Genomic DNA, 19,939 nt, shown 5'->3' with positions numbered 1-19,939 from the left:
TTACAACAAATGATACTAATTAGCAATAATTTTGCTCACAAATTTTTAAATTTTTTTAAAATGCGGATTAAGTCTTCCTTTTCGCCGTCTTCCAAGATGCTGAGTGCTTCTACGATCGAATCGATATGGTCAGGAAGAACCTCTTCGATTTTTCTGCGTCCTGCAGGTGTTAATTTCAGGAAAAAGGAGCGACGATCCTTGGGGTCGCAAGTTCTAGAAATCCACCCATCTCGAACCATATTTCGAATGACAACAGTCATGTTTCCAGAAGTGGCTAGCATTTTTTCAATCAAGTCCTGAATGCGTAGTTCCCCCTTGCTATAGAGGGTCTCCAGAACGGAAAATTGAGTAGGGGTTAGTCCGTGTTCTTTGGCAGCATTGGCTTCATATGGTTTAAAAGTTCGTATGGCTTTGTTGAGGACGATAGCCGTTTTTAAGTCTAATTGATTATCGGAAATTTTCTCTTTCAAATATTGTTTCATAAGGTTATTTTATCAATAATGAGAGAGAAAAACAAGAACTTACATTTTATAGGAAAAGAATCTTAGAATGTTTCTATCTTCACTTGTAATAAAAGAGGAGAGATGGTAAAATAGACGAGTGAAACTAAGACAGAAAAAAGCAAAAAACAAGTTACTTATACAATATGGAATCGGCATTTCTCTGGTACTTCTGGTGCTAACTGGATCCTTTCTTTATCTGATAATACTCAGCATGAAACCCTATCAAGATGCTAGAGTTGAGGGAGAAAAACTGGCCAAGCAGTATGCAGAATTGGAACAGGCAGATCAGGTTGATTTCTACAATGGTCTAGAGGGCTATTACAGTGTTCTGGGACATAATAAAAAGCAAGAGGCCATTGCCGTACTGATTGAAAAGAATGACCACAAGATTTATGTTTATCAGCTTGATAAGGGGATTTCTCAAGACAAGGCAGCGACGATTTCGAGGGAAAAAGGAGCTAGCGACATTGATAAAATCACCTTTGGTCGTTATCAGGACAAGCCGATTTGGGAAGTCAAGTCAGGAAACCAGTTCTATCTGGTCGACTTTGAAACAGGAGCAGTAATCCAATAAGGAGGGCATATGAAACTATCCAAACGTGTACTAGAAATGGAAGAAAGTGTCACTCTAGCCAGTGATGCAAGAGCCAAAGCATTAAAAGCTCAGGGAAAGGATGTTCTTTTCTTAACCTTGGGACAGCCTGATTTTCATACTCCTGAAAACATTCAGGATGCAGCGATAGAAGCGATTCGAGATGGACGAGCTTCCTTTTATACAGTTGCTTCAGGCCTACCAGAGTTAAAAGCGGCGGTTAATACCTATTTTGAACGCTATTATGGCTATTCCGTAGCGGCAAACGAGGTTACCTTTGCCACTGGTGCCAAGTTCTCTCTCTACACCTTCTTTATGGCTGTGGTCAATCCAGGTGATGAGGTCATCATCCCTACACCATACTGGGTCAGCTATGGAGATCAAGTCAAAATGGCAGAAGGAGTGCCAGTCTTTGTCCAGGCCAAGGAAGACAATCACTTTAAAGTAACAGTAGAACAGCTAGAAGCAGCCCGAACAGATAAGACTAAGGTCTTGGTTCTCAATTCGCCATCCAATCCGACCGGTATGATCTACTCTCGTGAAGAACTTTTGGCTATCGGAAATTGGGCTGTTGAACATGATGTCCTTATCCTAGCAGATGATATTTACGGTCGTCTGGTTTATAACGGGAATGAATTTGTTCCAATCTCTAGTCTGTCAGAAGCCATTCGTCAGCAAACCATCGTGATTAATGGTGTATCTAAGGCCTATGCTATGACTGGTTGGCGGGTAGGTTATGCTGTGGGAAATCCTGAAATTATTGCTGCCATGAGCAAATTGACAGGACAAACGACTTCAAATCTGACAGCAGTATCTCAATATGCAACGATTGAGGCGCTGACTGGACCGCAAGACTCTGTTGAAACCATGCGTCAAGCCTTTGAAGAACGTTTGAATACCATTTATCCACTCTTGTGCCAAGTGCCAGGATTTGAAGTTGTCAAGCCCCAAGGAGCCTTCTATCTCTTCCCAAATGTTAAAAAAGCGATGGAGATGAAGGGTTATACTGATGTGACAGAGTTTACAACGGCTATTCTCGAAGAAGTCGGTCTTGCCTTGATTACAGGAGCTGGATTTGGAGCACCAGAAAATGTTCGTCTCAGCTATGCCACAGACTTGGATACATTAAAAGAAGCTATTCGCCGTTTGCATCAATTTATGGAAAAATAAAACTTAGAATCTTCGCCTTTTCAGCGAAGATTTTTTGTAACGAAAATCTCGCGATTTTTCTCTAGTAGAACCTAGCTATCGCAGTCTATTTATGGTAAAATAGTGGGTAATGATGTCTTCGGACAAGTTAAACGAAAAAAGGAAGATAGATTATGACAAAACGTGTAACAATTATCGATGTAAAAGACTACGTTGGTCAAGAAGTGACCATCGGAGCCTGGGTTGCCAACAAATCTGGAAAAGGGAAAATTGCCTTCTTGCAATTGCGTGATGGAACAGCCTTCTTCCAAGGTGTAGCCTTTAAACCAAACTTTATTGAAAAGTTCGGTGAAGAAGTGGGACTAGAGAAGTTTGATACAATTAAACGCCTAAGCCAAGAAACTTCTGTTTATGTGACAGGAATTGTCAAAGAAGATGAGCGTTCTAAGTTTGGCTATGAGCTCGATATCACAGACATCGAAGTGATCGGTGAATCTCAAGACTACCCAATCACTCCAAAAGAACACGGCACAGACTTCTTGATGGACAACCGTCACTTGTGGCTCCGCTCTCGTAAGCAAGTAGCTGTGATGCAAATCCGTAACGCTATCATTTATGCAACTTATGAGTTCTTTGATAAGAACGGCTTCATGAAGTTTGATAGCCCAATCCTTTCAGGAAATGCGGCTGAAGATTCAACAGAACTCTTTGAAACAGATTACTTCGGAACGCCAGCCTACTTGAGTCAATCTGGTCAGCTTTACCTAGAAGCAGGGGCTATGGCTCTTGGTCGTGTATTTGATTTTGGTCCAGTATTCCGTGCTGAAAAATCAAAAACGCGCCGTCACTTGACTGAGTTCTGGATGATGGACGCAGAGTACTCTTACTTGACACACGATGAGTCACTTGACTTGCAAGAAGCTTACGTAAAAGCCCTTCTTCAAGGTGTTCTTGACCGTGCACCTCAAGCCTTGGAAACCTTGGAACGTGATACAGAGCTCTTGAAACGCTACATTGCAGAGCCATTCAAACGCATCACTTACGATCAAGCCATTGACCTCTTGCAAGAGCATGAAAACGATGAAGACGCTGACTACGAACACCTTGAGCATGGTGATGACTTTGGTTCACCACATGAAACTTGGATCTCAAATCACTTTGGTGTGCCAACATTTGTTATGAACTATCCAGCAACCATCAAGGCCTTTTACATGAAACCAGTTCCTGGAAATCCAGAACGCGTACTTTGTGCAGACTTGCTTGCACCAGAAGGATATGGAGAAATCATCGGTGGTTCTATGCGTGAGGAAGACTACGATGCCCTTGTCGCTAAAATGGAAGAACTTGGAATGGATCGTACAGAATACGAATTTTACCTTGACCTTCGGAAATATGGTACAGTACCACATGGTGGATTTGGTATCGGTATTGAACGTATGGTCACTTTCGCAGCAGGTACAAAACACATCCGTGAAGCTATTCCATTCCCACGTATGTTACACCGTATCAAACCATAAACTAGTAAAAAGAAGATAATTTCATCTTCTTTTTTCACTTTTATCTTGCTATCTATCAGTTTTTCTAGTATAATAGTTTATTGTGAGCAAACCTCACTTACCCCTTGCAAAGACTAGGGGTCATTAGACCAAAAGGAGGAACATATCAATGGCTAAATACGAAATTCTTTATATCATTCGTCCAAACATTGAAGAAGAAGCGAAAAACGCTTTGGTAGCACGTTTTGACTCTATCTTGACTGACAACGGTGCAACTGTTGTTGAATCAAAATCATGGGAAAAACGTCGTCTTGCATACGAAATCCAAGATTTCCGTGAAGGACTTTACCACATCGTTAACGTTGAAGCAAACGACGACGTAGCTCTTAAAGAGTTTGACCGTCTTTCAAAAATCAACGCTGACATTCTTCGTCACATGATCGTCAAACTTGACGCGTAAGAAGGTAAATTATGATTAACAATGTTGTACTTGTAGGGCGTATGACACGTGACGCTGAGTTGCGTTATACCCCATCAAATGTAGCAGTTGCGACTTTTACTCTTGCAGTAAACCGTACATTTAAGAGTCAAAATGGCGAACGTGAGGCTGATTTTATCAATGTCGTTATGTGGCGTCAACAGGCTGAAAATCTTGCTAACTGGGCTAAAAAAGGCTCTCTTATCGGGATAACAGGCCGTATCCAGACTCGTAGTTACGATAATCAGCAAGGACAACGTGTCTACGTAACAGAAGTCGTGGCTGAGAATTTCCAAATGTTGGAAAGCCGCGGAGTGCGTGAAGGACATACAGGTGGAGCTTATTCTGCACCAACTGCTGGTCAATCAGCACCTGCAAACCCAGTACCAGACTTTTCACGTTCTGAAAATCCATTTGGAGCAACCAATCCATTGGACATTTCAGATGATGATTTACCATTCTAATGGACAATTAATACTATAAAGGAGAAAAAACATGGCTCAACAACGTCGTGGCGGATTCAAACGCCGTAAAAAAGTTGATTACATCGCAGCAAATAAAATTGAATATGTTGATTACAAAGATACTGAGCTTCTTAGCCGTTTCGTTTCAGAACGTGGGAAAATCCTTCCTCGTCGTGTAACAGGAACTTCAGCTAAAAACCAACGTAAAGTAACAACAGCTATCAAACGCGCTCGCGTAATGGCTTTGATGCCTTTCGTAAACGAAGATTAAAAAAAGGGGTCCGGGTGGACCTCTTTTTCATGAGCATGAAAACAAGAAAGCGAATTAAGACCTGGGTGGGTCTTTTTGTCACGAGCCTTGAAATGAGAGAGCGAGTTCGGTTTGGGTGAACCTCTTTTTCAGATTTTTATAGGACTTTGTTAGAAAGGATTCCCTGTTGACCTAGTAAGATTCTTTTGTCTTACTAGGTTTTTTCTTTTAATCTTTATTATCGTGCTATAATGGTAGGAGAAAGCTATAAAGGAGCAACTTATGAAGACGATATGTTCAATTAGAAAAATGCAAGAATCTGACATTAAAGATCTATCTCGAGGATTTATCAGCCAAGGTTGGCCGGGTAGAGAAGAAATTTTGGCTAGATATTTTCTTGAACAAGAATGTGGGGAGAGAGAAGTTTTAGTTGCAGAGGTTGAGGGTGCTTTAGCGGGTTATATCACAATTTTGCCCTGCGCTAAGCAGGGGCCTTTTGCAGAAATCTATCCAGAACTCTCAGATTTCAATGTCTTTGAACCTTTTCAAAATCAAGGTATTGGAAATCTCTTGCTGGAAGAAGCAGAAAAACGAGTTAGGCTCATATCGGATAAGGTGACCCTTGGTGTGGGGCTCCATTCAGGGTATGGACCTGCCCAGAGATTGTACATCAAACGAGGCTATATTCCAGATGGGACGGGTGTTTGGTATCAGAACCATCAACCGGCCATGAATGCAGTTTGTGAAGATATCGGAGAATTGGTCTTGTATCTGTCGAAAAATTTGTTTTAAGACAGATTTTATAAGGTTTAAATTTTAAATATAGCAAACAATCACAGTCCCTTTTTCATTCGAAAAAGGGATTTTTTTGTTTGAATGAGCTTGCTCTATTCCTCAAAGTGGTAGAATATAATTGTTTGAAATTTCGATACAAAAATAAATATTGAAAAAAACATATAAGGTTTAGTTTTTTTAAAATACGGATTCTTTGAAAAGTCTTAAAATTTCCTAAAATAAGGCTTTTTGGAGGTTGTAAACAACATTGTTACAAAAAGGTTACAAATTGTTAAAATTAAATTAAATGCAATAGTATACTTTAATAATAAATTGACATTTAGATTAATAGGCGGTAATATAATTATGATACTCAAATTAATTGATTTGAGGAATAATTGGATATAGAGATTAATATCATGTATCAAATATTATTGTAACAAAAGGATAATATAATGAAAAAACTGAAAGTGATGGTTGTTTTTGGGACACGACCGGAAGCGATTAAAATGGCCCCTTTAGTGTTGGAATTACAAAAACATAGTGACAGTATTGAGACGATAACAGTTGTGACAGCTCAGCATCGTCAAATGCTGGACCAAGTTCTTGAAACGTTTCGCATCGAGCCACATTATGACCTGGATATTATGGGGAAGAATCAATCTCTCTTAGATATTACTGGAAAAATTTTAGAAAAGTTTGATCCAGTTGTTAAGCAAGAACTTCCAGATATAATTCTTGTTCATGGAGATACAACAACAACTTTTGCAGCAAGTTTAGTTGCTTTCTATAATCAGGTACGTATCGGCCATGTTGAAGCTGGCCTAAGGACCTTTGATAAGTATTCTCCTTTCCCAGAAGAGATGAATCGTCAGATGACAGATAGTCTTGCGGATCTTTATTTTGCTCCAACTAGTGAGAGTAAAGAAAATCTCCTCAAGGAAAATCACCCTGAGTCTGCTATTGTCATTACGGGAAATACAGCCATTGATGCCTTGAAACTAACCGTTCAATCGGATTACTATCATGAAGTTCTAGATCAATTGGACCCAGATAAGAAACTTGTATTAGTAACCATGCATCGTCGTGAAAATCAAGGTCAACCAATGAGAAATGTCTTTGCAGCTTTACGTGAGATGGTCGATCTTCATCAGGAAATTGAAGTTGTTTATCCTGTTCACCTTAGCCCTGTCGTTCAAGAAGCAGCAAAAGATATCTTAGCTGGTCACGATCGTATTCACTTGATTGAACCTCTAGATGTACTTGATTTTCATAATTTGGCTTCAAGAAGCTATTTTATCATGACCGACTCTGGCGGAGTTCAAGAAGAGGCGCCTTCTCTCGGCAAACCTGTCCTTGTCCTTCGTGACACGACGGAACGTCCAGAAGGAGTACGTGCGGGTACTTTGAAGCTAGTTGGTACGGATCCAGTAAGTGTGAAAGAAGCGATGACAGCACTCTTAACAGATGAAACTCTTTATGGACAAATGTCTCAGGCACCAAATCCTTATGGAGATGGAAATGCATCAGAAAGAATTGTACAAACTATTAAACATTATTTTGGTTTTGCTGAATCTGCATCAGAGTTTCAAGAAGGAGCTAGGACAAAATGAAAAATTGGTATAGATTTAGAAACTGGTTTCTGATTTTGCTTGGATGTGAGCTTCTTTTGTTGGTACTTTGCTTTTTCTATGCTCGAACTATTATTTTAGAGCAACTATTGTTTTTTGCCTTAGCCTTATTTTCGGTTTTAGTTTTATCTGATTTACTCCTTGCTTGGACACTTATCTTATCTTTTGGATTGGGAGTCATTGTTTTAATAGCAGGTGTAGTTTTCATCCCTAATTCTTCAGTTCTGCTTTTATTAATCAGTTTTCCAACATTGCTTGCTATTCTAATGAAGGTTCGACATTATTTATTAAAAATGGCTTCAAAGGTTCAGGATCAAGAAGATGATGCCAAATCAGATTATCATTCTATGATAAATAAACAAAGTGAATCTGTGCTACAGTCAGTACTAATTCATTGGTCGCATGAGGACCTATTTTTTCAGATAAATCCGATAGAATATAATCGCATGTTAGTTCGTATTCAAGAAATAATTGCTCAAAAACTAAGTTACAATGATAAACTTTACTATCTTTCGGAGGGGAATTTTATTATATTATCTAATGATAGTCGGATTTCTTTACAGGAATTTTGTTTGAATAATATAGTGAAGGATCTAGAGGCTTTGCTTTTCCATGGGAAAAATGGAATGCAAGAGATTCAATTTCAATTAGGTTACTTAGTGGTTGATTCGCAAAATAAAAGTAAGTATCAAAATTACTCTGATTTAGTGAGCTATTTGAAACGTCAATTAGAGACGGATATAATTGTAGAATATTAGGAGGGGAAATGACTCTAACAGATCTATTTTTCAGAATTGCTTTGGGAGTGAGTTTCTTTTTTGGAATTTGTTTTGCCATACTATTTATTGCATATAATATTCTTTACTATCGGGTGAATAAGAATTTTAAGGCGGTGAAACATGATTAGTCAAATACTGATGATTTTTACCTTGCTTACAATTTGGATTTCTCTAGCATGGGGCTTGGTAATTCTCTTTTCAGCTGTTCACTTTTGGTTTAAACACAGCGATTTTCGTGTAGACACTTCGCCATTGCCTTATTATCCGAAGGTTACCATTGTTGTACCTGCTCATAATGAGGATGTGGTTATTGCACAGACGACAAAAGCTATCTTGGACATGAATTATCCTCACGACCGTGTGGAGTTGCTCTTGTTTGCGGATAACTGTTCGGACAATACCTATGCAGAGTGTTTGTCTGTACAAGCTATGCCTGAATATGCAGGAAGAAATCTGACTATTATCGACCGTACTGGTACGGGAGGAAAAGCGGGCGTTCTAAACGATGCTTTGGAGATGGCAACGGGCGAATATATCTGTGTTTATGATGCGGATGCCATGCCTGAAAAAAATGCTCTTTATTTCCTTGTAAAAGAAGTGATGAAGGATCCAGAACGTCACGTGGCATCTTTCGGTCGCAACAAGACTCGAAATGCCAATCAAAATTTCTTGACTCGTTGTATCAACCAAGAAATCGTTGTTACTCAGCGCGTGCACCACGTTGGGATGTGGCATCTCTTTAAAATTGGTCGTATCCCAGGAACCAACTTTATCATTCAAACCGACTTTGTAAAGAGTATCGGTGGTTGGAAAAATGGTGCCTTGACTGAGGATACCGATATTTCCTTCAAAATCATACAGAGTGGTAAATTGATCGCCCTTGCCTATAATTCAGAGGCTTTCCAACAAGAACCTGAGACTTTAAAGAGTTACTATATGCAACGTAAACGTTGGGCGAAAGGAAACTACGAAGTTGTTCTATCAAACTTTAAGCATTTATTTGGCAGAGCAAACTGGCGTGTTAAATTAGAAGTTTTTAACTATTCGTGTGTTTTCTTTTGGTTTAACTTTGCCATTGTTTTATCAGATTTGATTTTCCTAGCGAATGTGCTAGCCATCTGTCTTAACCTATTCTTCCCAGATGTCAGGGTTCCATTTGCTTTTGATGCGGACAATATCTACATTGCCCAGCTCATGCTTTTCAACTGGATTCTCATGATTGGTCTCTATTTGATGCAAATTATGACAGCATTAGCAAGTCAGTTTGGACAAGCGACGACAAAACAAATCTGGTTAGCCTTGGCGGCCTATTTCTCTTACGCACAGATGTTTATCGTTGTATCCATTGATTCCATTTCTTCAATCGTGCTGGACAAAGTACTCAGACGAAAAGAAACCAAGTGGGTTAAAACCAAGCGATTTGCAGGATAGGAGGATTTATGAAAACGAATAAATTAAAATATGTATGGTTTGTGCTCATCCTTTCTATCTTTTGTTTAACCTTGTTTTTGGCAAGAGGAAGGAGTAAAGTCGAGATGCGCAATCGTATTTACCGCCAATGGAGCCAACAGTTTCTTGTGACTAAGGGAAATCAGTCCTATGTCCGTACGACGAATGATTCTGAGGAGACAACAGTTCTATCAGAAGCTCAAAGTTACGGCATGCTCATAACAGTTTTAGCTGCCCAAAAAGGGCAAGCAAGTCAAGCAGATTTTGATAACCTTTATCGTTATTACCAAAATCATCGTATCGAGGGGACGCAGTTGATGTCTTGGAAGCAAGTGATCAAAAATGATAGCGAAACGGTCGAGAAACAAAATGCAACTGATGGAGATCTCTATATCGCTTATTCTTTAATTGAAGCTGCCAAACAGTGGCCAGATAAAGCACAAGAATACCAAGAGCAAGCTAAAAAAATCTTGGCTGATATCCTTCAATACAATTACAACGAAGAGACAGGTGTTCTGACAGTAGGGAACTGGGCCAACAAGGATTCCGATTACTATTACTTGATGCGGACGTCTGATACTCTTCCTCACTATTTCCAGTCTTTTTATGACCTGACTGGAAACAAACAGTGGCTAGATGTTAAGGATAAGATGCTTGGGCAATTGGAGCAAATCAGTTCTCATTCTGATACTGGACTTTTGCCAGATTTCATCTGGGCAGAGAAGTCTGGGGCACGACTTGTTGATGCCAACACTATCGAATCTCAATACGATGGAGCTTATTCTTATAATGCTTGTCGTTTGCCTTATCACTTGTCTCAAAGTCAAGATGAAAGAAGTCAAAAAGTTGTTCAAAAGATGATGGATTTCTTTATGAAAGAACAACGTATCTATGCTGGTTATGACTTGAACGGAACGGCCCTCAATCAATACCAGGCAGGTAGTTTTTTGGCCCCGATTACCTATGCATCTGACAAGGGAGAAGGCTATCTGAAACTTCTTCAGCAAAATAAATACATTTTCACACAAGATTTACCTTTAGAGAGCTACTATGATGCGACGATGATTACTATGATTGCTCTAGAGATGTTCTAGGATGATAAGAGAGGGCTAGTTCAACTGGCTCTCTTTTTGATAGGTTTTCATCTTTTTTCAAAAAAGGAATTTCCTAAGGTTTATGGTATAATGGAAAGAGTGATGGAAAAGAGGTAGAGAGATGGATGCAAAATTAAAATACAAGGCAAAGAAGATTAAAATCGTCTTTTTTGATATTGATGATACCTTGCGTACTTCAAAGACGGGTTTTATTCCGGCGACAATTCCCACTGTCTTTAAACAGTTGAGGGAGAAAGGGATTTTAACAGGTATTGCCTCTGGGCGCGGTATTTTCGGTGTTGTTCCAGAAATTCGTGATCTTAAGCCGGACTTTTTTGTAACCCTGAATGGGGCCTATATCGAAGATAAAAAAGGCCAGGTCATTTATCAGCATCAGATTGCCAAAGAAGATGTGGAAGAATACATCGCTTGGACAAAACAAGAGGGGATTGAATATGGTTTAGTTGGCAGTCATGCTGCTAAACTCTCCACTCGAACAGAACTGATCAGTGAGGCAATTGATCCGATTTATCCAAACTTGGATGTGGATCCAGATTTTCATGAAAAAGTAGAGATTTATCAGATGTGGACCTTTGAGGATAAAGGAGATGACCTACACTTGCCAGATTCTTTGTCGGATAAACTTCGCATGGTGCGTTGGCATGTACATTCATCTGATATCGTGCCTATTTCAGGTTCAAAAGCCACAGGTGTAGCCAAGGTGGTGGAGCATTTAGGCTTGAAACCAGAGAATGTCATGGTCTTTGGAGACGGTCTCAATGACTTGGAACTCTTTGATTATGCAGGAATTAGCATTGCCATGGGAATTTCCCATGAAAAAATCAAAGAAAAAGCAGATTATATTACAAAAACAGTAGAAGATGATGGCATTTTTGATGCCTTAGAAGGATTTGGTATGGTAGAAAAAGAATTGCATTTCCCACAAGTAGACATTGAAACAGTAGAAGGTCCGTTGGCGACTATTAAGACAAATCACGGAGACTTGCGTATCAAGCTTTTCCCTGAGCAGGCTCCCAAAACAGTAGCAAACTTTGTTGCGCTTTCAAAAGACGGTTACTATGATGGTGTGATTTTCCACCGCATCATCAAGGACTTTATGATTCAAGGTGGAGACCCAACTGGTACTGGTATGGGCGGAGAGTCAATTTATGGTCAAGCGTTTGAAGATGAATTTTCAGAAGAACTCTATAATGTTCGTGGCGCTCTTTCTATGGCCAATGCTGGTCCAAATACAAATGGGAGTCAGTTCTTTATCGTGCAAAACCAACACTTGCCATACTCTAAGAAAGAGATTGCGCGTGGTGGTTGGCCAGAACCAATCGCTGAGATTTATGCAGAGCAAGGTGGAACTCCTCACCTTGACCGCCGCCATACTGTTTTTGGGCAATTGGTAGATGCAGCATCTTTTGCTGTCTTAGATACCATTGCAGCTGTTGAGACTGGTGCAATGGACAAGCCAGTTGAAGATGTGGTAATTGAAACGATTGAAATTGAGGACTAGAATGAAAATTGGTGATAAGCTAACTGGGCGTATTACAGGAATTCAGCCCTATGGTGCCTTTGTCGAGTTAGAGACAGGGGTGACAGGGCTGATTCACATCTCGGAAATCCGAACGGGATTTATTGAGAATATCTATGATATTTTAAAAATTGGTGATGAGGTTCAAGTACAGGTGGTGGATTTTGACGAATACACTGGGAAAGCCAGTCTTTCTATCCGTACTTTGGAGGAAGAAAAACATCAATTGCCAAGACGGAGACGTTTTTCAAATGATCGTATCAAGCACGGTTTTGCACCACTTGCTCGAATGATGCCTGTTTGGACGCGTGAAGCATTGGAGCATTTAAAAAAGAAGCCGTAAATACGATTATCTAAATCATTTGTACTATTAACATAATTTGATATAATGAAAGTATGAAAGAAGAACAATTATTAAAATCAGGAGAGCGAATCAACCAGCTCTTTTCGACAGATATCAAGATCATTCAAAATAGAGAGGTGTTTAGCTATTCGGTGGATAGTGTTCTCTTGTCACGCTTTCCTCGCTTTCCTAAAAATGGCTTAATTGTGGACTTTTGTGCTGGAAATGGTGCAGTGGGACTTTTTGCAAGTAGTCGTACCAAGGCAAAAATTCTCTCTGTAGAAATTCAGGAGCGCTTGGCGGATATGGCAGAACGTTCGGTTCAGTTGAATGGCTTGGAAGAGCAGATGCAGGTCATCTGTGATGATTTGAAAAATATGCCAGCCCACATTCAGGGAAGTAAGGTGGATATGATTTTGTGCAATCCTCCTTATTTTAAGGTGGATCCGCATTCTAATCTCAACGAGAGTGAACACTACCTTTTGGCCAGACACGAAATTACAACTAACCTGAAAGAAATTTGCCGTAGTGCTCAGAGCATTCTCAAGTCTAATGGTCGTTTTGTCATGGTTCATCGTCCAGATCGACTTTTGGATATTCTAGACATGCTTCAACGCCACAATTTAGCACCCAAGCGCCTGCAATTTGTCTATCCTAAACGAGAAAAGGAAGCCAATATGCTTTTAATCGAAGCTATCAAAGATGGGTCTATTAGTGGCTTCAAGGTCTTGCCACCGCTCATTGTTCACAATGACGATGGTTCCTATACGCCAGAAATTCAAGAGATTTACTATGGATCATAAGGCCTATATGTATGTGGTGGAGTGCCGTGACGGTTCTTACTATACAGGATATACAACGGATGTGAAGAGGCGCCTTGCCGTTCATAATAGTGGTAAGGGAGCCAAGTATACCCGAGCTCGCTTGCCAGTCAAACTCATCTATGTAGAGGGTTTTGCTAGCAAGGAAGAAGCCATGTCAGCAGAGGCTCTCCTCAAACGAAAGAAACGTCCACAGAAAGAACGATTTCTATCCGAAAATCAAGAAAAAAATCTAGTTAACGATATTGATGTCTAACGAGGAGTCTTTTGACTCCTCTTACTTTTGTCAAAAGAAGAAAAAAGTGCTAAAATAAGATGAATAAATTTAAAGAGGTATTATCATGTCTAAGATTCTAGTATTTGGTCACCAAAATCCAGACTCAGATGCCATCGGGTCATCTGTAGCCTTTGCTTATCTTGCAAAAGAGGCATATGGATTGGACACAGAAGCAGTAGCACTTGGAACTCCTAATGAAGAAACAGCCTTCGTTTTGAACTATTTTGGTGTAGAAGCACCACGCGTCATCACATCTGCTAAAGCAGAAGGTGCAGAACAAGTCATCTTGACTGACCACAATGAATTCCAACAATCAGTGTCAGATATCGCTGAAGTAGAAGTTTACGGTGTTGTAGACCACCACCGTGTAGCTAACTTTGAAACTGCAAGCCCACTCTACATGCGTTTGGAACCAGTGGGATCTGCGTCTTCAATCGTTTACCGTATGTTCAAAGAACACGGTGTAGCAGTTCCAAAAGAAATTGCTGGTTTGATGCTTTCAGGTTTGATTTCAGATACTCTTCTTTTGAAATCACCAACAACTCACCCATCTGATAAAGTCATTGCTCCAGAATTGGCAGAATTAGCAGGCGTGAACTTGGAAGAGTACGGTCTTGCCATGCTGAAAGCTGGTACAAACTTAGCTAGCAAATCTGCTGAAGAATTGATTGACATCGATGCTAAGACATTTGAACTCAACGGAAATAAGGTTCGTGTAGCTCAAGTAAACACAGTTGATATCGCTGAAGTCTTGGAACGCCAAGCAGAAATCGAAGCAGCAATGCAAGCAGCTAATGCAGCAAACGGCTACTCAGACTTTGTCTTGATGATTACAGACATCGTCAATTCAAACTCAGAAATCCTTGCTCTTGGGTCAAACATGGACAAGGTCGAAGCAGCTTTCAACTTCAAACTTGAAAACAACCACGCTTTCCTTCCAGGTGCTGTTTCACGTAAGAAACAAGTGGTGCCTCAGTTGACTGAAAGCTTTAATGGGTAATTCTTAATGAATATTTGGAACTGTTAATTTGACTATTTATAGAAGGTGATAGCATGATGCGATTGATTGAAGGACTGCGCTTTTTGGTTGAGGTTGTGGCAATCCTTGGTCTTTTCTCCGTGTCTGTGATACAAATTTCTTGGCTGGAAAAATTCCTATTTTTTCTTCTAGCAGTTCTATTAATCTTATTTTGGGCACGATATATGGCACCAAAATCTCCACATGCTTTTAAAAAATGGCATCGCCTCGTTGCTGAGACATCGATTTTTATTTTAGTTAGTGGTAGTTTTTGGCATTTGTATGGATTGCAAATAGGAATCCTCTACTTAGCTCTGTCTTTTGGAAGTTTGGGTCTGCTTTATTATTTTCAGCTAGAGTGATTCTTATAATATAGTTAATGAATTATTTAAATGGTAATTATTTGACTGGAGATTGATACGAGAAAACAGTGTTTTCCATATAGCTAAAGGGGTTTCGGCTCCTTTTTTTCTAGGAGAGAAAGATGTTAGAAAATGGTGATTTGATTTTTGTGAAGGACCTTTCAGATATGGGGCAGGCCATCCAGGCTTCTACAGGGAACTATAGTCATGTAGCCATCTTTTTGGACGGTTTCATCTACCATGCTAGTGGGCAAGCAGGGGTCATTTGTCAAGAACCGGCTGAATTTTTTGAACTGACTCATCTCTACGATCTTTATGTCTATCCAGAGCTGGAAATTGACTTGGTAAAGGAGAGAGCTAGCAAACATTTAGGTGCACCCTATAATGCCTCTTTTTATCCAGATGGGTCTGGCTTTTACTGCTCTCAGTACATCGCTGAAATCCTACCGATTTTTAAAACTATTTCCATGAAATTTGGTGATGGGGAGCAGGAGATTAGTGATTTTTGGAGAGAATACTACAGGAAACTCGAACTTCCAGTGCCTCTGAATCAACCGGGGACTAATCCTAGTCAACTAGCAGCATCCCCTCTATTAGAATGTAAAGAAAGGAATCTTCATGATTCAGATTTTTAATCCCTCCCGTTTGACTCGAAAGCCATTTTTTATAGATTTGGTTGACTATCTGGACCAGCATGACGATGTGATTCTGCGAGAAATCAAAGCTCAGTTTCCAGATGCGGCAGTTGATAAACTCATGGAAGAGTATATAAAGGCAGGTTTGATCCTAAGGGAAAACAAACGCTATTTTCTCAATCTCCCTTTTCTAGAATCAATAGACAGTCTGGCCCTTGACCAAGAAATTTTTGTCAGAAAGGACAGTACAGTCTATCAGGGCTTGCTGGAGAAAACTTTTGAGACGGAATTGTGCAATCAAACCAATGCAGCTATCTTAGTTGAAAAGACTGACTTTGGGCGAACAAAAATGACCCTGTCTAACTATTTCTACAAGGTCAAGAATCAATATCCTTTGACAGAAAAACAGCAGGAACTCTATGCCATTTTAGGAGATGTTAATCCTGAGTACGCCCTCAAGTATATGACGACTTTTTTACTGAAGTTTCTCAAAAAGGACCAGCTGATGCAGAAACGCCGTGATATCTTTGTGGATAGTTTAGTCGTTTTAGACTATGTTGTGCAAAACGAAGAAGGGAAGTATGAGTTGGCTGTTGATTTCGACAAGGAACGGTTGACTTTCTATTTACCTTAATTGCTTGCTTTTGAGCAGATTGTTTGACTTTACTAAAGAATAAGCATAAACTGAATGTAAGCGATAACGTTTATCGTATTAAAAGCAAAGGAGACAGAGCTATGTCACTTGAAAATAAATTGGATCAAGCAACTGGTGCTATCAAAGAAGGATTTGGTAAAGTTACTGGCGATAGCAAGACAGAAGCAGAAGGTACTGTAGAAAAAACAGTTGCGAAAGCAAAAGAAGTTGTTGAAGATGCTAAAGGTGCTGTAGAAGGTGCCGTTGAAGGTCTTAAAAACTCATTTAAGAAAGAAGACTAAAAAAATCAAGGGAAGTTTTCCCTTGATTTTTTGATTTTATAAGTAACGTTCTGCGACAGCTGCGTCACCAGGGTAGGATTCTTTCACTCCATTGACAATCTGGTAGCAATCAGCACCTTTACCAGCGATAATGACAGCATCGAGTTCTTGGTCTGTGATGGCCATTGCCGCTTGGATGGCTTGTTCGCGATCGGCAATCTTTTCAACAGGATGGTTGATATAGCTACTGATTTCCTCTGCAATCGCCATTGGATCTTCATAGTTGGGGTCATCAGCTGTGAGAAAGACTTGAATCTCAGGATGTTGATTGAGGAGGAGACCAAAGTCTTTGCGACGACTCTCCCCCTTGTTTCCAGTCGAACCGAGAACCAGAGCGATTTTTCCAGTTTGATGAGTTTCAACTACATTGATGAGTTTTTTCAGACTGTCCCCGTTGTGGGCATAGTCGATGAAGACCTTAGCTCCATTTTTCTGTGTGAGGACTTCCATACGTCCAGGGACCCGGGTTGCAGAAATTCCTTTTTTGATGTCCTCCAGACTGGCTCCGAGACGAAGGCAGGCAAGTCCAGCAGCAACAGCGTTTTCTTGATTGAAGTGGCCGATGAGTTGGATATCATAATCACCAGTGAGTTTACCTGTAGCTGAAAAGCTAAAGGCTTTGGAATTCTCGATTTGGTTACTTGACTGGCTACCATAGAAGTCATGTTCTTGATCTTCTACTTGTTCTTTCAATACAGAAAAGTGGTCCATGTCGCTATTGATGACAACTGCTCGGCTATTTTCCATCAAGAGACGTTTGTGGTAGAAGTAGTCTTCAAAGCTAGGATGCTCAATCGGACCAATATGGTCAGGAGTGATGTTAAGAAAGACACCTACATCAAAGGTCAGACCATATACTCGATGAACAAGATAGGCTTGGCTAGAGACTTCCATTACAAGATGGGTTCGACCATTCTGAACAGCCTGGGCCATCATGTCGAAAAGATCGATATTTTCAGGTGTTGAGAAGGAAGATTTAAAGAAGGTCTCACCATCCAAAGTTGTGTTCATAGTTGACAAGAGAGCTGTTGGGTAGCGTTGAGATAGGATGTGGTAAGCAAAGTAAGCAGCTGTTGTCTTTCCTTTTGTCCCTGTGAAAGCGAGAATTTTGAGTCTTTCTTGTGGATTGCCATAAAATTCCATAGCAATCAAACTCATGGCTTTTTTGATATCGTTCACAATGATGACGGGGATACCGACTTCGTAGTCCTTTTCTGCGACATACCAAGCTAATCCTTGTGAGATGGCTGACAGGAGAAAGTCTTTTTTGAAGGTAGCGCCTTTGACAAAAAAGAGGCTGTTTTCTTTGGCTTTTCGGCTATCGTAGCAAATGCTATCAAAAACGACCTCACTGTAGTTATAGTGGTAATGTCCTTGGTTGATAATCTCACGAAAGAGACCATCTTTCTTTAAAATGTCTAATACGGTTTCAATCTTTATCATACTTTCTATTGTAAACCGAAAGTCCGAAATTTACAAGTAACAAGGAAAAGTTTATAATGGAAGATGAGGAACTTTTCCTAGTGATAAAAAATGAATGAGGAAGCTATGTCTAACGAAAACAATCACCAGCAAGCCCAGATGTTACGAGGGACTGCTTGGCTAACCGCTAGTAACTTTATTAGTCGCCTGCTTGGGGCTATCTACATTATTCCTTGGTATATCTGGATGGGCACTTATGCTGCGAAAGCAAATGGTCTTTTCACCATGGGGTATAATATCTATGCTTGGTTTTTGCTGATTTCGACAGCAGGTATCCCAGTTGCGGTTGCAAAGCAGGTAGCCAAGTATAATACCATGCGAGAAGAAGAGCACAGTTTTGCCTTGATTCGGAGTTTCCTAGGTTTTATGACATGGCTTGGTTTAGTTTTTGCCTTGGTCTTGTATCTCTTTTCTCCGTGGTTAGCTGATTTATCGGGTGTGGGGCAAGATTTGATCCCTATCATGCAGAGTTTGGCTTGGGCGGTCTTGATTTTCCCATCTATGAGTGTCATCCGGGGCTTCTTCCAAGGGATGAACAACCTGAAACCTTATGCCATGAGTCAAATCGCTGAGCAGGTGATTCGTGTTATCTGGATGTTGATGGCAACCTTCTTCATTATGAAGATGGGTTCTGGTGACTATTTATCAGCAGTCACCCAGTCAACCTTTGCGGCCTTTGTAGGGATGGTGGCAAGTTTTGCAGTTTTGATTTATTTCCTTGCCCAAGAAGGTTTGCTTAAGAGAGTCTTTGAAACGCGGGATAAGATTAATAGTAAGCGACTCTTAGTCGATACCATCAAGGAAGCCATTCCCTTTATCCTGACAGGATCAGCTATCCAGCTCTTCCAGATTTTAGACCAGATGACCTTTATCAATAGCATGAAGTGGTTTACCAACTACAGCAATGAAGACTTGGTTGTCATGTTTTCTTATTTTTCAGCCAATCCTAATAAAATTACTATGATTTTAATCTCTGTGGGGGTTTCAATTGGGAGTGTCGGCTTGCCATTGTTGACGGAAAACTATGTAAAAGGTGACTTGCAGGCAGCGGCTCGCCTAGTCCAAGATAGCCTCACCATGCTTTTCTTATTTCTACTGCCGGCAACGGTTGGAGTGGTCATGGTAGGGGAGCCTCTTTATACAGTCTTTTACGGTAAGCCAGATAGTCTGGCCATGGGCTTGTTTGTCTTTGCAGTTTTGCAGTCTACTATCCTAGGCTTGTATATGGTCTTGTCTCCTATGCTTCAGGCCATGTTCCAAAACCGCAAGGCAGTTCTTTACTTTATCTATGGTTCCATTGCTAAGATCGTCTTGCAATTGCCAACCATTGCTATTTTCCATAGTTACGGTCCTTTGATTTCAACGACTATCGGCTTGATTATTCCAAATGTCTTGATGTACCGAGACATCTGCCAGGTAACAGGTGCTCGTCGAAAGATTATATTGAAGCGAACCATTTTGATTACCATCTTGACCCTCGTCATGTTTATCCTAGTTGGCTTCTTGCAGTGGCTACTCGGTTTTGTCTTCCAACCAAGTGGACGTTTCTGGAGTTTCCTTTATGTGGCTCTCATCGGAGGGCTTGGAGGAGGTCTTTATGGTTTGATGAGCCTACGAACTCGACTCTTAGACAAGATAATCGGCAAAGCTCAAGCAGACAGACTACGTACACGATTGAAAATCTCGTAAAAAGATTTATAAATAAAAGTAATAAATTTAACCTTTCTTTAACAGAAAGGTTTTTATTCTACATTTTTCTTAAAAAAAAGAGAACTTTTTCTAAAATTAAGAGCAAAAAATATGCTTTTTTAAGTTTTTCTTCAGAAA

The 19,939-nt window shown here is 40.2% G+C and carries 23 protein-coding genes; 21 read left to right on the top strand and 2 right to left on the bottom strand.

Annotated features, from left to right (window positions below; translation table 11 throughout):
• Positions 1-35: 35 nt before the first annotated feature.
• Complete coding sequence (locus tag SORDD25_RS02705) at positions 36-482, bottom strand: MarR family winged helix-turn-helix transcriptional regulator (RefSeq protein ID WP_061852528.1); 447 nt, start codon at positions 480-482, stop codon at positions 36-38.
• Between the two features lie 118 nt (positions 483-600).
• Between SORDD25_RS02705 and SORDD25_RS02700 the strand changes: the two genes are divergently transcribed.
• The 20 genes from SORDD25_RS02700 (at position 601) to SORDD25_RS02605 (ending at position 16,591) form a co-directional block, all read left to right on the top strand.
• Positions 601-1,077, top strand: a complete 477-nt coding sequence (locus SORDD25_RS02700) for a cell wall elongation regulator TseB-like domain-containing protein (protein ID WP_061852527.1) — start codon at positions 601-603, stop codon at positions 1,075-1,077.
• Between the two features lie 9 nt (positions 1,078-1,086).
• Positions 1,087-2,265 (top strand): pyridoxal phosphate-dependent aminotransferase, encoded by a 1,179-nt coding sequence (locus SORDD25_RS02695; RefSeq protein WP_061852526.1) that lies wholly within the window; start codon positions 1,087-1,089, stop codon positions 2,263-2,265.
• A 152-nt stretch (positions 2,266-2,417) separates the two neighbouring features.
• A complete protein-coding gene (gene asnS / locus SORDD25_RS02690) occupies positions 2,418-3,761 on the top strand; it encodes an asparagine--tRNA ligase (RefSeq protein WP_061852525.1) in 1,344 nt (447 codons plus the stop codon).
• Positions 3,762-3,909: 148 nt separating this feature from the next.
• Positions 3,910-4,200 carry a 30S ribosomal protein S6 gene (gene rpsF / locus SORDD25_RS02685; protein WP_001151783.1) on the top strand — a complete coding sequence of 97 codons (291 nt, stop codon included), beginning with the start codon at positions 3,910-3,912 and terminating at the stop codon, positions 4,198-4,200.
• Positions 4,201-4,211: 11 nt separating this feature from the next.
• Positions 4,212-4,682 (top strand): single-stranded DNA-binding protein SsbA, encoded by a 471-nt coding sequence (gene ssbA / locus SORDD25_RS02680; RefSeq protein ID WP_000609596.1) that lies wholly within the window; start codon positions 4,212-4,214, stop codon positions 4,680-4,682.
• Between the two features lie 31 nt (positions 4,683-4,713).
• On the top strand, positions 4,714-4,953 hold the full coding sequence (rpsR, locus tag SORDD25_RS02675; protein WP_000068664.1) for a 30S ribosomal protein S18: 240 nt from the start codon (positions 4,714-4,716) through the stop codon (positions 4,951-4,953).
• 261 nt (positions 4,954-5,214) lie between these two features.
• Positions 5,215-5,724, top strand: a complete 510-nt coding sequence (locus SORDD25_RS02670) for a GNAT family N-acetyltransferase (protein WP_061852524.1) — start codon at positions 5,215-5,217, stop codon at positions 5,722-5,724.
• A 437-nt stretch (positions 5,725-6,161) separates the two neighbouring features.
• A complete protein-coding gene (gene wecB / locus SORDD25_RS02665) occupies positions 6,162-7,319 on the top strand; it encodes a non-hydrolyzing UDP-N-acetylglucosamine 2-epimerase (protein ID WP_061852523.1) in 1,158 nt (385 codons plus the stop codon).
• Positions 7,316-8,095: a hypothetical protein gene (locus tag SORDD25_RS02660; RefSeq protein WP_061852522.1), complete on the top strand. Its 780-nt coding sequence runs from the start codon at positions 7,316-7,318 to the stop codon at positions 8,093-8,095. Before wecB ends, SORDD25_RS02660 begins: the two co-directional genes overlap by 4 nt.
• Positions 8,096-8,236: 141 nt before the next feature.
• Positions 8,237-9,547 (top strand): glycosyltransferase family 2 protein, encoded by a 1,311-nt coding sequence (locus tag SORDD25_RS02655; protein WP_061852521.1) that lies wholly within the window; start codon positions 8,237-8,239, stop codon positions 9,545-9,547.
• A gap of 8 nt (positions 9,548-9,555) precedes the next feature.
• On the top strand, positions 9,556-10,659 hold the full coding sequence (locus tag SORDD25_RS02650; RefSeq protein WP_061852520.1) for a family 8 glycosyl hydrolase: 1,104 nt from the start codon (positions 9,556-9,558) through the stop codon (positions 10,657-10,659).
• Between the two features lie 121 nt (positions 10,660-10,780).
• Complete coding sequence (locus SORDD25_RS02645; protein ID WP_061852519.1) at positions 10,781-12,181, top strand: bifunctional Cof-type HAD-IIB family hydrolase/peptidylprolyl isomerase; 1,401 nt, start codon at positions 10,781-10,783, stop codon at positions 12,179-12,181.
• A 1-nt stretch (position 12,182) separates the two neighbouring features.
• A complete protein-coding gene (locus tag SORDD25_RS02640) occupies positions 12,183-12,542 on the top strand; it encodes a S1 RNA-binding domain-containing protein (protein WP_000689618.1) in 360 nt (119 codons plus the stop codon).
• A 53-nt stretch (positions 12,543-12,595) separates the two neighbouring features.
• Positions 12,596-13,345: a tRNA1(Val) (adenine(37)-N6)-methyltransferase gene (locus tag SORDD25_RS02635; protein WP_061852518.1), complete on the top strand. Its 750-nt coding sequence runs from the start codon at positions 12,596-12,598 to the stop codon at positions 13,343-13,345.
• Complete coding sequence (locus SORDD25_RS02630) at positions 13,335-13,619, top strand: GIY-YIG nuclease family protein (protein WP_000349629.1); 285 nt, start codon at positions 13,335-13,337, stop codon at positions 13,617-13,619. The genes SORDD25_RS02635 and SORDD25_RS02630 overlap by 11 nt, the downstream gene beginning before the upstream one ends.
• Positions 13,620-13,704: 85 nt before the next feature.
• A complete protein-coding gene (locus SORDD25_RS02625; RefSeq protein WP_000036036.1) occupies positions 13,705-14,640 on the top strand; it encodes a manganese-dependent inorganic pyrophosphatase in 936 nt (311 codons plus the stop codon).
• 53 nt (positions 14,641-14,693) lie between these two features.
• On the top strand, positions 14,694-15,020 hold the full coding sequence (locus SORDD25_RS02620; RefSeq protein WP_000985025.1) for a DUF2568 domain-containing protein: 327 nt from the start codon (positions 14,694-14,696) through the stop codon (positions 15,018-15,020).
• Between the two features lie 122 nt (positions 15,021-15,142).
• Positions 15,143-15,655: a YiiX/YebB-like N1pC/P60 family cysteine hydrolase gene (locus SORDD25_RS02615; RefSeq protein WP_061852517.1), complete on the top strand. Its 513-nt coding sequence runs from the start codon at positions 15,143-15,145 to the stop codon at positions 15,653-15,655.
• Complete coding sequence (locus SORDD25_RS02610) at positions 15,639-16,289, top strand: DUF1803 domain-containing protein (RefSeq protein WP_061852516.1); 651 nt, start codon at positions 15,639-15,641, stop codon at positions 16,287-16,289. The genes SORDD25_RS02615 and SORDD25_RS02610 overlap by 17 nt, the downstream gene beginning before the upstream one ends.
• Positions 16,290-16,390: 101 nt before the next feature.
• Positions 16,391-16,591, top strand: a complete 201-nt coding sequence (locus SORDD25_RS02605) for a CsbD family protein (protein WP_000051179.1) — start codon at positions 16,391-16,393, stop codon at positions 16,589-16,591.
• 36 nt (positions 16,592-16,627) lie between these two features.
• Here SORDD25_RS02605 and SORDD25_RS02600 read toward each other — a convergent pair whose 3' ends face one another.
• Complete coding sequence (locus SORDD25_RS02600) at positions 16,628-18,073, bottom strand: UDP-N-acetylmuramoyl-L-alanyl-D-glutamate--L-lysine ligase (protein ID WP_061852515.1); 1,446 nt, start codon at positions 18,071-18,073, stop codon at positions 16,628-16,630.
• 105 nt (positions 18,074-18,178) lie between these two features.
• Here SORDD25_RS02600 and SORDD25_RS02595 point away from each other — a divergent pair, with 105 nt between their 5' ends.
• Positions 18,179-19,801, top strand: a complete 1,623-nt coding sequence (locus tag SORDD25_RS02595) for a putative polysaccharide biosynthesis protein (protein WP_061852651.1) — start codon at positions 18,179-18,181, stop codon at positions 19,799-19,801.
• The last annotated feature ends 138 nt before the right edge of the window (positions 19,802-19,939 follow it).

The sequence above is a fragment of the Streptococcus oralis genome, assembly GCF_001579525.1.
In the GTDB taxonomy this organism is placed as follows: domain Bacteria; phylum Bacillota; class Bacilli; order Lactobacillales; family Streptococcaceae; genus Streptococcus; species Streptococcus oralis_M.
The sequence above is the reverse complement of the archived record's forward strand: the minus strand, read 5'-3'. Positions and strand labels throughout refer to the sequence as shown.